At 73.3% G+C, this 12,964-nt stretch carries 11 protein-coding genes; 7 read left to right on the top strand and 4 right to left on the bottom strand.

Annotated features, from left to right (window positions below; genetic code table 11):
• Positions 1–128 precede the first annotated feature (128 nt).
• From ABZT17_RS04210 to ABZT17_RS04185, 6 genes are all read left to right on the top strand, one after another.
• Entirely contained in the window at positions 129–992 is an 864-nt protein-coding gene (locus tag ABZT17_RS04210; RefSeq protein ID WP_356343445.1) for a helix-turn-helix transcriptional regulator, read from the top strand.
• A complete protein-coding gene (locus tag ABZT17_RS04205) occupies positions 989–1,216 on the top strand; it encodes a DUF397 domain-containing protein (RefSeq protein ID WP_356343443.1) in 228 nt (75 codons plus the stop codon). Before ABZT17_RS04210 ends, ABZT17_RS04205 begins: the two co-directional genes overlap by 4 nt.
• 10 nt (positions 1,217–1,226) lie before the next feature.
• A complete protein-coding gene (locus ABZT17_RS04200) occupies positions 1,227–1,823 on the top strand; it encodes a hypothetical protein (protein ID WP_356343440.1) in 597 nt (198 codons plus the stop codon).
• Between the two features lie 248 nt (positions 1,824–2,071).
• The gene (locus ABZT17_RS04195; protein WP_356343438.1) at positions 2,072–3,436 is read left to right on the top strand and encodes a bifunctional o-acetylhomoserine/o-acetylserine sulfhydrylase; all 1,365 of its coding nucleotides are present in this window, start codon (positions 2,072–2,074) and stop codon (positions 3,434–3,436) included.
• The gene (locus ABZT17_RS04190; protein WP_356343743.1) at positions 3,433–4,578 is read left to right on the top strand and encodes a homoserine O-acetyltransferase; all 1,146 of its coding nucleotides are present in this window, start codon (positions 3,433–3,435) and stop codon (positions 4,576–4,578) included. The genes ABZT17_RS04195 and ABZT17_RS04190 overlap by 4 nt, the downstream gene beginning before the upstream one ends.
• 94 nt (positions 4,579–4,672) lie before the next feature.
• Complete coding sequence (locus ABZT17_RS04185; RefSeq protein WP_356343436.1) at positions 4,673–5,476, top strand: N-formylglutamate amidohydrolase; 804 nt, start codon at positions 4,673–4,675, stop codon at positions 5,474–5,476.
• 27 nt (positions 5,477–5,503) lie between these two features.
• Here the strand turns inward: ABZT17_RS04185 and ABZT17_RS04180 are convergent, their stop codons facing one another.
• From ABZT17_RS04180 to ABZT17_RS04170, 3 genes are read right to left on the bottom strand one after another with little or no spacing between them, the layout of a single operon-like run.
• On the bottom strand, positions 5,504–6,034 hold the full coding sequence (locus tag ABZT17_RS04180; RefSeq protein ID WP_356343741.1) for a hypothetical protein: 531 nt from the start codon (positions 6,032–6,034) through the stop codon (positions 5,504–5,506).
• A gap of 14 nt (positions 6,035–6,048) precedes the next feature.
• On the bottom strand, positions 6,049–6,624 hold the full coding sequence (locus ABZT17_RS04175; RefSeq protein ID WP_356343434.1) for a sigma-70 family RNA polymerase sigma factor: 576 nt from the start codon (positions 6,622–6,624) through the stop codon (positions 6,049–6,051).
• Positions 6,625–6,683: 59 nt separating this feature from the next.
• Positions 6,684–8,120, bottom strand: a complete 1,437-nt coding sequence (locus ABZT17_RS04170; protein ID WP_356343431.1) for a S8/S53 family peptidase — start codon at positions 8,118–8,120, stop codon at positions 6,684–6,686.
• A 149-nt stretch (positions 8,121–8,269) separates the two neighbouring features.
• On the opposite strand from ABZT17_RS04170, the gene ABZT17_RS04165 reads away from it, so the two are divergent.
• Positions 8,270–10,834, top strand: coding sequence for a CHAT domain-containing tetratricopeptide repeat protein (locus tag ABZT17_RS04165; protein ID WP_356343739.1), 2,565 nt, complete (start codon positions 8,270–8,272; stop codon positions 10,832–10,834).
• A 116-nt stretch (positions 10,835–10,950) separates the two neighbouring features.
• Here ABZT17_RS04165 and ABZT17_RS04160 read toward each other — a convergent pair whose 3' ends face one another.
• A complete protein-coding gene (locus tag ABZT17_RS04160) occupies positions 10,951–12,924 on the bottom strand; it encodes a LuxR C-terminal-related transcriptional regulator (protein WP_356343429.1) in 1,974 nt (657 codons plus the stop codon).
• Positions 12,925–12,964: the final 40 nt, after the last annotated feature.

The raw sequence follows: 12,964 nt of genomic DNA, 5'->3' as shown, positions 1-12,964 counted from the left end.
GGGCTTCCTCCACGCAATTGCGCGAGCCAAATGTCTCGAACCAACTCAAGGGGAAGACAAGCCCGTTGGATGGGCCGCACACTTGCGTCGAGCAATACATCTGGGTGTTGATTGCTGGGGGTGAGGCCATGGCCACGACCGGCGGCCCGACTGTGCGGCGGCGCCAACTCGGTTCCGAGCTGCGGCGGTTGCGGGAGAACGCGGGAAGGCGGATCGAGGACGTGGCGACGCACCTGGAGTGCTCCATGTCCAAGATCAGCCGGGTGGAGACCGGACAGGCCCCCATCAAGGCACGGGACGTGCGGGACCTGCTCCAGTGGTACGGGGTCACCGACCCGCTGCGCATCGAGACGGTCATGCAGATCCACAAGGACGCCCAGCAGCAGGGCTGGTGGACGCACTACGCGGAGGTCCTGCCCTCGGGCATGGCCACCTACGCCGGACTGGAGGCCGACGCCCGGGTCCTGCGCTCCTACGAGCCGACGTTCGTGCACGGCCTGCTGCAGACCGAGGAGTACGCCCACGCGGTGATCGCGGCCGTACGGCCCAACGATCCCTACGAGGTGAACCAGTTGGTGCGCTTCCGCAAGGAGCGGCAGGCGCTGCTGACCCGTGACCCGGACCCGCTGGAGCTGTGGGTGGTGGTGGAGGAGAGCGCCCTGCGCCGTCCCATGGGCGGGCGGGAGGTGATGGCGGCCCAGCTGGAGCACCTGATCGAGGCGACGGCCCTGCCGAACGTCACCATCCAGGTCATGCCGACCGCCAAGGGCGCCCACGCGGCGCTGGCGGGGACCTTCTCGCTGCTGGAGTTCGAGCCGCACACCCCGACGGTCGTCTACGTCAACTCGATCGCCGGCAACGTCTATCTGGAGAAGGAGCGGGACGTACGCAGCTTCATCCAGACCTTCGACCTGGTGCGGGCCGCCGCTCCCGACCCGCAGGACACCGCCGCGACACTGGAGCGGATCGCAAGGGAGATGCACCCAGCATGAGCACGCAGCGCACACAGCGTCTTCCGGGCGCCCTGGAGGGGGCCGACTGGCGCAGGAGCAGCCGGAGTTCGGGCAACGGGGCGTGCGTGGAGGTCGCCGCCGCGCCCGGTGTCGTCGCCGTCCGGGACTCCAAGCTGGCCGACGGTCCGGCCCTGCTGTTCTCGCCCCACGAGTGGCGCAGGTTCCTCGGCTCGACGGGCGGGGACCCCGTCCACCCGCTCTGAGCGGCGCCCCATGGACGCCCCCTCACCGCTGCCCCTCGCGTCCGGCCCCTTCTACCTGCTGGACACCTTCTGGACCGCGGCCGGTGTCGCCGGGACGATCGTCGTGGGCCTCGGCGCGATCTGGGCCGCGTTCCGGGTCGCACATCCCCGGCGGCGCCTCACCTACCGGGTCAGCCACCGGCCCCTGGTACGCCGACGTCTCGACGGAGGTCTGGAGATCCGGCGCAACGGCACCCTGCTCACCGATCCCCATCTCGTCACCGTGGTGCTGACCAACCCCGGGCGGCGGGACATCGCCAGCAGCGCCTTCGACCGCGGCGAGCCGTTCCGGGTGAGCCTCGGCGTGCCGTACGTCGAGATCCTCTCCACCGAGTCCGCGCCGAGCGCGGCCCAGGCCCCGCCGGCCCGGATGCGCGGCGGTGAGCTGAGGATCGGCCCCGGCAGGATCGGCAGCGGTACGACGATCACGTACCACCTGCTGGTCGACACCGCGCCCTCGTACGCCTGTCTGCACTCCCTGCTCGACGTCCACGTCCAGCCCGCTCTTCCCCAGCGCGGCGGGCCGGGCTCGGGGGCCGGCCGCACGGCCGGATCCTCCCTCGCTTGAGCGGCCTCCGCCCCGGCGCGGGACGTCGACGGCCTGCCGCCCCCGTCGTTCGTGAAGTCTGCATGTCGGGCGGGACATGCACCTGGCCCGGCCTGATCCGCTGTGGTTCGCTCGTCGCATGACGGTGCTTGTGACCCGACGCCACGTGGACTACGTGCGTGTCACCACGATGAGTTGTCCCGCCGTGAGCTGACGCTCCGCCACGGCCCTCTCTTCTCTTCACCCCGTCTTCCCGCACGAGGAGCACCATGAGCCAGCCCATCGACTCCGTCACCGCCGGTCACACCCCCGAGGAGTCGCCCGCCGGACCCGACACCTCGGCCTGGTCGTTCGAGACCAGGCAGATCCACGCCGGTGCCGCGCCCGACCCGACGACCGGCGCCCGGGCGACGCCGATCTACCAGACGACGTCGTTCGTCTTCCGGGACACCCAGCACGCCGCCGACCTGTTCTCGCTCGCCGAGCCCGGCAACATCTACACCCGTATCCACAACCCGACCCAGGACGTCTTCGAGCAGCGCGTCGCCGCCCTGGAGGGCGGGGTCGCGGCCGTCGCACTGTCCTCCGGCCAGGCCGCGGAGACCCTGGCGATCCTGACGCTGGCGAGCTCAGGGGACCACATCGTCTCCAGCACCTCGCTGTACGGCGGCACGTACAACCTGCTGCGGCACACCCTGCCCAGGTTCGGCATCGAGGTGTCCTTCGTCGACGACCCCGACGACACCGAGGCCTGGCGGGCGGCGATCCGGCCGAACACCAAGGCGCTGTTCGCGGAGACGCTGGGCAATCCGCGCGGCAACGTCCTCGATGTACGGGCTGTCGCCGACGTCGCCCATGAGGCGGGTGTACCGCTGATCGTGGACAACACCGTGCCGACTCCCTATCTGCTGCGGCCCCTCGAGCACGGCGCGGACATCGTGGTGCACTCGGCGACCAAGTTCCTCGGCGGACACGGCACCGTGATCGCCGGTGTGGTGGTGGACGGCGGCACCTTCGACTTCGGCGCGCACGCCGAACGCTTCCCCGACTTCGACCGGCCCGACCCCAGCTACCACGGTCTGCGCTACTGGCCGGCGCTCGGCCCGGGCGCCTTCGCCATCAAGCTGCGCGTGCAGCTGCTGCGCGACCTCGGCCCGGCGCTCTCCCCGCACTCCGCCTTCCTCCTCCTGCAAGGTGTAGAAACGCTGAGCCTGCGCATCGAGCGGCACTCGGCGAACGCACAGGCGCTGGCGGAGTGGCTGGAGCAGCGCGACGAGGTCGCCGCGGTCCACTATCCGGGCCTGGAGTCCAGCAAGTGGTACGAGGCCGGCCGTAAGTACCTGCCGCGAGGCGCCGGCGCGATCGTCTCCTTCGAACTGCGGGACGGTGTGGAGGCGGGCAAGCGGTTCGTGGACGCGGTCGAGCTGTTCAGTCATCTCGCCAACATCGGTGACGTCCGGAGCCTGATCATCCACCCGGCCTCCACGACCCACAGCCAGCTGGACGAGGAGCAGCTGGCGGCGACCGGGACCACGCCGGGTCTGGTGCGGCTCTCGGTCGGCATCGAGAACCTGGCCGACCTCAAGGCCGACCTGGAGGCCGGATTCCGCGCGGCGAAGGGCGCCGCGTCCTGAACGCCGTACCGCTTCCCGAGGTTCCCCTGCCGCCGGCCACCGGGGCGTGGCGGGAGGGGGATCCGCCCGGTCGGCGCCAGTGGTATGTCACACAGCACTCGCTGGAGCTGGAGACCGGCGGTGAACTGCCCCATGTCCGGCTGGCGTTCGAGACCTGGGGCCGGCTCGCGCCGGACGCCTCGAACGCGGTGCTCGTGCTGCACGCCCTCACCGGGGACAGCCATGTGGTCGGCCCGGCCGGGCCGGGGCATCCGACGCCGGGCTGGTGGGACGGGCTGGTCGGTCCCGGGCTCCCGCTCGACACCGACCACTGGTTCGTCGTAGCGCCGAACGTCCTGGGCGGCTGCCAGGGCAGTACGGGGCCGTCCTCGCCGCGTCCCGACGGGCGCGGGGCGTGGGGCGGCGCGTTCCCCTTCCTGACCCAGCGCGACCAGGTCGCCGCCGAGGCCGGGCTGGCCGACACGCTCGGCATCGAACGGTGGGCGCTCGTCGTCGGCGGATCGATGGGCGGGATGCGGGCCGTGGAGTGGGCCGTGTCGTACCCGGAACGCACCGGGGCGCTGCTGCTGCTCGCCACGACGGCGGCGGCGAGCGCGGAGCAGATCGGCTGGGCCGCCATCCAGCTGCACGCCATCCGCAGCGACCCGCACTGGAAGGGCGGCGACTACCACGACACCGCCGACGGCCCGCACACCGGCCTCGGCCTCGCCCGTCGCCTCGCCCACGTCACCTATCGCAGCGAGCCCGAGCTCCAACTCCGTTTCGGGCGTACGCCCCAGGGCGGAGAGGACCCCTTCACCGGGGGCCGCTACCAGGTCGAGTCGTATCTCGACCATCACGCGGACAAGCTGATACGGCGCTTCGACGCGGGCAGTTACGTGGTCCTGTCGGAGGCCATGAACGCCCATGACGTGGGCCGCGACCGGGGAGGCGTACGCGCGGCCCTCGCCCGTGTCACCGCCCCCACGCTGGTCGCGGGTGTCGAGTCCGACCGTCTCTACCCGCTCGCCCAGCAGGCCGAGCTGGCCGCGCTGATCCCGTCCGCGGACCGGCTGAGGGTGATCGAGTCGCCGTACGGGCACGACGGTTTCCTCATCGAGACCGGGCAGGTCGCCGCTCTGGTCGGGGAGTTGCTGGGCTGAGGCGTACGCCTCGTGGGTCGACGTGCGCCTCGCGTGTTCTCCTTGTGCGCGGACCTGTCCGTGAAGGTGCCACACCGACCCCGGGGAGCAGCACATGCCGTACGCCGGCGCACCGTCCTTCCAGTTCCTGCCCGGCGCGGACGGCTCCCCCGTGATCCTCCACGTGCCGCACTCGGCACGGGAGATCCCGCCCGAGGTGCGGTCCGGCATCGTGCTGGACGAGGCCGCGCTGGAGCGGGAGCTGGACCACATCACCGACGCGCACACGGCCGAGCTCGCCGAGGCGGCGGCACGGGCGGCGGCGGTCACCCCGTGGCGGTTCGTGAACCGGCTGTCGCGGCTGGTCGTCGATCCGGAGCGGTTCCCGGACGAGCGGGAGGAGATGCTGTCCGTGGGGATGGGCGCCGTGTACACACGGACCACGCACCGGGAGGCGCTGCGGGCCGAGGACACCGACCCGCGACCGCTGATCGACCGCTACTTCCGGCCGTACGCGCGGGCCATGACGGACGCGGTCGCCGCACGGCTGGCGGCGGTGGGACGGGCCGTGATCATCGACGTCCACTCCTATCCCACCGCGCCGCTCCCCTACGAACTGCACGGCGAGGGCCCCCGGCCGCCGGTCTGCCTGGGCACCGACTCCTTCCACACGCCGCCCGGGCTGCGGGCGGCGGCGCAGGCGGCCTTCGCGCCGGCCGGAGGGACAGGACTCGACACCCCCTTCGCCGGGACCTACGTACCGCTGGAGTTCTACGGGAAGGACGCGCGGGTCGGCGCGCTCATGGTGGAGATCCGGCGCGACACCTATATGACCGAGCCGGGCGGGCCGGCCGGTCCTGGGCTGCACCGACTCGCGTCGGCGCTGGCCGCGCTGGTGACCGCGGTGTCGGCCGACTGAGCGGGCCGGACGGACGGCCGGTCCGTCTCAGACCGTCAGCCAGTCCGTGACCAGGGTTCCCCCGTCGGTCCGCAGTCTGAGGGCGAAGGGGCCGGAGGGGGATTCGTCGTAGGTGAACCGGCCCATGGCGTCGGTGGAGAGCGGTGAGCCGGCCCGTGGGCCGCTGAGTACCTCGACACTGGCCGTCTGAGGCGGCAGCACCTGCCCCATCAAGCCGTGTGCGCCGAGTTCCACGTCCACGGTGAGCCCGCCCGCGTGGAACGTCAGCATCCGCGGCGCGTCCTCGGCTCCCCTGACCGGGAGCGCGTCGACCACCGAGTCGAAGGTCAGCTCGGCGATCTCGGCGTCGAGGTCGTGCAGGGCGAAGGCCTCCACGGCGATCTGCCGCAGCCCGGGCGGCACCGGGTCCAGGATCGCGGCGGCCCGGCGCAGCTCCTCCTCCAGCAGGTCGAGGTCGAACTCCTCGCCCTCGACGGGCTCTTCGTCGCCGTCGATGTCGTCGATGCCGTCGGGCTCGTCGATGTCGCCGGTCCCGTCGATGTCGCCGATGTCGTCCATGTCGTCCATGTCCCTCACACCGCTCCCCGTGCCTCGAGTCGTGCCCGCAGGCGTCGCAGACAGCGCTGGCGCAGCGGTCCGATGCTGCCCACGGCGATCCCGAGGGCCACGGACACCTCCTGGTACCTGGGTGTCGGCGAGGCCATCAGGACGCGCAGCAACTGCCGGCAGCGCTCGCCCAGTCCCTCGAACTCCTGCCACAGGTGCCGGATCCGCTCGGTCTCGGCGGCGGCCTCCTCCAGGTCGAGGAACGACTGCTCGGGCGTACGGTCGTCGCTGATCCGGTCGAGCAGTTGCGCGTCGTCCGTCGGCATCAGCCGCCTTAAGCTCTTGAGCACCTTCAGCGACTCGTGCCGTGCGGTGCTCGCCAGCCAAGAGCCGGCCTTGTCCGGTTCACGGATGCGCCCCAGGTGCTGGGCGAACCGGAACCACACCGTCTGGTACACCTCGTGCGCGTCGGCGTCGGAGAGCCGGTGCGAGCGCACGACGGACCACACCAGTGGGCTCAGCCCCTCCACGAGCGCCTTCCAGGCCGCCGCGTCGCCGTCGACGGCGGCCCGGACCAGCGCGCCGACATGTGCTCGGTCCACGGCCCCACTCCTCGTGTACGGCCTGTCATCGTACGCCGTGGAAGGGGCCGTTCCGGACCTCATGCCGGAGGAGCCAGCTGTGTGACCGGCGACGGGCGCCAGCCGGCCGGGCGCAGCGCCGGTACATGCGCCCCGCGCACTTCGGCGTAGACGGCCTCGGTGGCGAGGAGCTGCTTCGCGGCGGCGCGCGCGTCGCTCTCCTTGTCGGCCGTCATCCGGGCGGCGACCAGGCCGGCGGCGACCGGCGTGGCGAAGGAGGTGCCGCTCCAGTGGCTGTAGCCCTCGAACATCACCTGGTCCGCCTTGCCGGAACTCGGCGTGCCGGCCACGCTCAACGCCCCGGTGTGGCGCGGGTACTGGCAGGTGCAGGCGTAGGTGAAGCCGTAGCGGCAGGCGTCGTACGTGCTGTGCTGGTAGGTGTACGGCACCGGCGCGTCGAAGCCGGTCAGGGTGCTGGTGAGGCGCTCGCCCGGCGCGTACACGCTCACCCAGGAGCCGTGGTTGGTGAAGCAGGCGCCGAACTCGCCGTCGCTGCGCAGCGCGCCGACCGCGAGCACGGCGTCCTGGTAGTCGGGCAGGGAGGCGTAGGCGGCGGGCCAGAAGGGGGTGGCGCTGGAGTTGTTGCCGGCCGCGGCGACCAGCAGGGTGCGCTGTCCGCGCAGCTCCTGCATGAAGCCCTCGACGCCCAGCAGACCGTCGGTGCGGCCGTTCGAGGTGCCGGCGGAGAGGCTGATGATGTCCGGCCAGCCGTTCTGGTCGACGGCGTCGAAGAGCCGCTGACCGAACTCGGACTCCAGGACGGCGCCGGCGTCGTTGAGCGTGTTGCGCACCGTGATGTCCGTGTTGGGTGCGACGGCGGCGAGCAGACCCGCGATGAAGGTGCCGTGGCCGACGTACTGCAGCAGGTCGCCGGCGCTGTCCGTCTCGGTGCCGTGCAGGTCGCCCTGGACGTGGGCGAGCAGCGGGACGGACGCGTAGTCGTGGGTGAGGCCGTTGTCGATGACCAGGACGCCCACGGCGGTGTCCTCGTCGTAGGGGACCTCGGCGGGCGCCGGGTTGGTGCCCTGGGTGAGCGGGGCGGGCACCGGCTCGTCGCCGGGGCAGGAGTTGACGGCGATCGACACGATGTGGTTGCGGCTGACCAGGCGGCGCCGCTGCCGCCCCTCGTGTTCGCGCATGGCCCGCAGGGCGTGGGCCACGGCCCGGTCGCCGCGGTGGTCGCCGTGGCCGGGGTCGCCGACCTGGATGCGGGTGACGCCGGAGCGGTTGGTCTCCGGGCTCGCCCGGCGCACCTGGTCCCCGGTCAGTCCGGTGGCCTCCGTGAAGTGGGTGCGCACGGTGTCCTCGACGAGTCGGGCCTCCTCGCCGTCCCGGGCGAGGACGACGCCCTTCTCGTAGATGAACTCCGACGCGTCGTCCGGTCCCAGGGCCAGCGGGACGTCGGGCATGGAGCGCTGGATCTGGTCGAACTGCTCGTGGAATCGCTGTGGTGCCATGGCGTGTCCTCCCCCTCGAGGCGGCAGTCGTCAGTGAGAGTCACTCGGCCTGCACTTGATACAGCGCCAAACGGGTGTGGTGCGCAACCAGGGCCACTACCATCCTTGGAGTGACAGCAGGAAGCGACCCGGTTCTCGAACTGCTGCCGATGGTGTTCGCCGCACCGAACGAGGCTCTGGCCCGGGCGCAGGGCGTGCTGGAGTCCGGTCCGTCACCGTGGAGCGCCTCCGTGGCGCATCAGGTGATCGGGATCTGGCAGCGTGACTGGGGCGACATCAGGCTGGCGCTGCGGCATCTGCGCCAGGCCCGGGATCTGGCGGCGCGCGCCCAGGACTTCGACCGCGAGGGTGACGTCCTGGCGACGCTCGGGGTGGCGCTCATCCACTCCGGCCGCACCCGCCAGGGGCTGGAGAAGCTGGAGCGGGGTGTCGCCGTCAGCAGCGGGCACACCCGCGCGCGCGTGCTGTACCGGCGGGCGTACGCCTCCTGGGTCCTGGGCCGGCACCGGGAGTCGCTGGAGGACGTACGGCGGGCGATTCCCGTGCTGCGCCAGGCGGAGGACGTCATCTGGACGGCGCGGGCGCTGACCCTGCGGGCCACCGTGCATCTCGCGCTCGGCGCGGTCGACCGGGCCGACGCCGACTTCGCGGCCGCCGAGGCGCTGTGGGACACCACCGGGCAGGCGCACGAGAAGGCGGACATCGTGGAGAGCCGGGGTCTGGCCGCCTTCCAGCAGGGCGATGTGCCGGCCGCGCTGCGGCTGCTGGACGACGCCGAGGAACAGTACGCCAAGCTGGGCACCCCGTCCTTCATGCTCTACATCCGGCGCTGCGAGGTCCTGATGGCCGCCGGGCTCGCCCCCGAGGCGCTCGCCGAGGCGGACACGGCGATCGGGCTGCTGGACGGGATCGGGGGACAGTCGACGCGGAAGGCGGAGCTGCTGCTGGTGGCCGCGCGCGCGGCCCGGCTCGCGGGCGATCCGCACACCGCGATCGCCCGCGCGGTGCCGGCCGTACGGCTCTTCGCCGGACAGCGGCGCGCCTGGGGGGAGACGCATGCCCGGCTGGTGCTGATCGAGGCGCGGCTGGCCGCCGGGCGCGGCTCGGGACGGCTCGTCGCGGACGCCGCCTCGGTCGCCGAACGGCTCGCCGCCTTCGGCGCACCGGCCGCGCCCGAGGCCTCGCTGCTCGCCGGCCGGATAGCGCTGGGCCTCGGCTGGAACGAGGACGCGGAACGGCATCTGGCCGTCGCCGCGCGCAGCCGGCGCAGCGGGCCGCCGCTGGCGCGGATGACCGGCTGGGCCGCGCAGGCGCTGCGGGCCCGGGCCGCGGGTTCCGGGCGGGGCGTCCTGGAGGCCTGCCGGCGGGGCCTGGACGTGCTCGACGACCACCGGACGACGCTGGGCGCCTCCGAACTGCGGGCCCGGGCCACCGCGCAGGGCGCGGAGCTGGCCGCGCTGGCCCAGCAGGCCAGCCTGGACTCGGGCGCACCGCGCCGGCTGCTGGTGTGGAGCGAACGCTGGCGGGCCACCGTCCTGTCCGCGCCGCCGACCCGGCCCCCGGCCGATCCGGCCCTGCTCGGGCAGCTCACCGCCTTCCGGGACATCGCCGCCCGCGCGGAGGAGGCACGCGGCGGCGGCCGGCCCATACCGGCTCTGGAGCGTGAACAGCGGCGCCTGGAGCGGGAGATCCGCTCGCGGACCCTGCACATGCGCGGCGGGACGGCCGGCGCCGGGGACCGGTTCGAGGTGGGCAGACTGCTCGAACGGCTCGGTGGGACACGGCTGGTGGAGCTGGCCGTGCTCGACGGGCGCGTACAGGTTCTGCTGTGCGGGGAGGGACGGGTGCGGCGGTTCGAGGCGGGGCGGCTCGCCGACGCCGAGACCGAGGCCGAGCACGTCCAGGCGGGGCTGCGGCGGCTCGCCCACCCCGGGGCGGAGGCCAGGCTGCCGCTGGTCGAGGAGATGGGGCGGCGGCTCGAGGAGATCCTGCTCGGGCCGGCCGCCGCGCAGCTGGGCTCCGGGCCCGTCGTCGTCGTACCGCCGGGCCGGTTGCACCGCGTGCCGTGGGCGCTGCTGCCGTCGCTGCGGGAGCGGGTGCTCAGCGTGTCGCCGTCGGCGAGCAGCTGGCTGCGGGCGCGGGAGACCGAGCCGCCACCGCTGGGCCGTCATGTGCTGGTCCGCGGTCCCGGCCTCGCGACCGGCGGGGCCGAGGTGCCCGACCTGGCCGACCGGTACGGCCGGCCGACCCTGCTGGAGCACGACGACGCGCGTGTGCCGCGGGTGCTGGAGGAGATCGACGGCGCCACGCTGACGCACATCGCCGCGCACGGCACCTTCCGGGCCGACAGCCCCCTGTTCTCGTCGCTGCGGATGGCCGACGGCCCGCTCATCGTCCATGACTTCGAGCGCCTGGACCGCAGCCCGTACCGGATCATCCTCTCCAGCTGCGACACGGCCCGCCTCGCCTCGGTCGGCGCCGACGAGCTGCTCGGCCTGGTCACCGCGCTGCTGCCGCTGGGCACGGCCGGGGTGGTGGCGAGCAGTGCGCCGGTCAACGACCACGCCGTGGTGCCGTTGATGCTGGCGCTGCACAAGGGTCTCAGCGTGGGCCTGTCCCTGGCGGAGGCGCTGCGCGACGCACGGGCCGCACTGCCCGGGGACGCGCTGCACCAGGCGACCGGGTGGGCGTTCACGGCATTCGGCGCGGCCTGAACCCGCCTGTCCGGGGCAGGAGTACGGCGGCCGGCACATCGCGGCCCGAGGCATGAGTCGGCGGCCTGACCCCTCCCCCGAATACTGGGGGTCAGACCGCCGGTCCCTGGGGGGGCTCAGGCCGACCGCGCATCCGGCAGTTCCACGAGCCACGGCAGCGCCGCCCTGTCACTCGCGCCGAGGCGGGTGTAGGCGCTGTAGAGATGGTTGCCCACGGTGCGGATCGACAGCGTGAGCTGCTCCGCGATCTGACGGTTGCTCAGGCCCGCGGCGGCCAGGGTGACGATCTGCCGCTGGCGGGCGGTGAGTTCGCCGAGGACCAGGCCGGACAGGGCCGGGGTGCGGGCGCCCTGGCAGCGGCGGGCGAGCGCGACGGCACGCGTGCGTGCGGTGCGCGCGGCGCTCGGGTCGCGGTGCGCCCGTACGGCCTGTGCGTGCGCCTCGGCTGCGAAGAGCAGGAAGCCTCGCTCCTCCAGCGCCTCGGCCGCACGGACCAGAGCCGGACCGTCCGCGCGCGCGAGCGCGTCCGCGTGCAGGGCGAACACGCTGTCGGCCGGGAGGCGTGCGGCGGCCTTGTCGGGGGCGCCGAGGCGTACGGCGTCGTAGAGCGCGTAGACGGACTCGGCCGCGGCCTCCGTCTCCGCCTCTCCCTCCGTCTCCACCTCTCCCTCCGTCTCCGTCTCCGCCTCTCCCTCCGTCTCCGTCTCCGTCTCCGTCTCCGGCGCGCGGTCGGCGCCGTATCGCCGCACCATGCCGTCGGTGGTGTCGCCGATCATGGACAGCGCGGCATCGATGTCACCGCGGGCCGCGGCGAGCCAGGCGACCCGGTCCACGAGGTCGGGCCGCCCCTCCACGGCCCGCTCGGCGGCCGGCACCTCCCCCGACTGTGCGGCGGCCTGGGCGAGTTCGGTGCGGCAGGACGCGTCCCCCGGCGCGTGCCGCAGTCCCTCCCTCGCCCAGGCCACCGCCTCCCGCAGCTCCCCCCGAAGCCGCGAGAAGCGGGCGCGCACGGCCGCGTACGCGGCCGGGACGTGCGCACCCTCCCGCGCCAGCCACTCCCCCACGGGTGTCGGCAGCGGGCGTACGTCGAACTGTTCGATCCGTGTCTCGAGTACGGCCGTCTCGGCGGCCAGTGCCTCGCCGCACTGCTCCGGGCCGCGGGCGAGCCGCCGAGCCCGGAGCCGGCCGGCCGCGGCCCGCAGCACCGGGCCGTGCAGGGGGTGGGCGAGCCGGACGGCGCCCTGCTCGTCGATGGCGATGAGACCGTCGGCCTCCAGGGCTTCGAGGGTCCACAGATCGAGCTCGTCCATGGCGAGGTGCAGCGGCTCCGAGAAGGCGAGGCGTTCGAGGGTCGCGCGCTCCTGCCGGGAGGGGCGGTCCAGGATCTCGGCGGCGCGTTCGCGGATCGGCGCCGTCATCGGGACCGGGCCCCGCCAGGTCCAGGCGTCGGTGTCCCGCACGCGCGTGTGTCGTCCGCTCTCGCGCACCGCGTCCACCAGGTCGCGCAGCAGTCGCAGATCGCCCTGGGCGAGGTGGAGCAGACGGCCCAGGGTGAGCGGCTCCAGGCTCGCGCCGACTCCGGCGGTCAGCAGCAGTTCCGTGTCCACTCGGGACAGGGGCTCCAGGGCGAGCCGGGGCAGCAGTTCCCCGGTCCACAGGCGGGAGATCGGACCGGGGTGGGCGACGCCGTCGGCCGCGACGACGATCAGGCGGGTGCGGCCGTGCACGGCGAGCTGGTGGACCAGGGCGGCCGAGGCGCCGTCGAGCAGATGCGCGTCGTCGACCAGCAGCAGCCGGTAGCCGGACAGGAGCTGGACCGCGCGGTGCAGGGAGACCGACTCGGGCAGCAGGTGCGCGAACGCGGCGAACGGGATGTGCCGGGTCTCGGGCGTCCCGGCCGCGCGGACGCGGTCGCCGCCCCGGACGGCCTCGGTCACCAGACGGGTCTTGCCGCAGCCCGCCGGGCCGGTGACCACGATGCCGTGGTGGCCGGCGGTGAGGGAGCGGCGGATCAGCTCCAGTTCGTCCTCACGTCCGGTGAACTGCCAGGGCAGTTCAAGGGTCTTCGCATCCCGTTCGAAAGTCGTCACGTGAGTATGAGGGCGAGTACTCACTCCTGATACAGGGTGA

It is taken from the genome of Streptomyces sp. NPDC005648 (assembly GCF_040605395.1).
Classification (GTDB): domain Bacteria; phylum Actinomycetota; class Actinomycetes; order Streptomycetales; family Streptomycetaceae; genus Streptomyces.
This window is presented reverse-complemented; position numbering and strand designations above follow the sequence as displayed.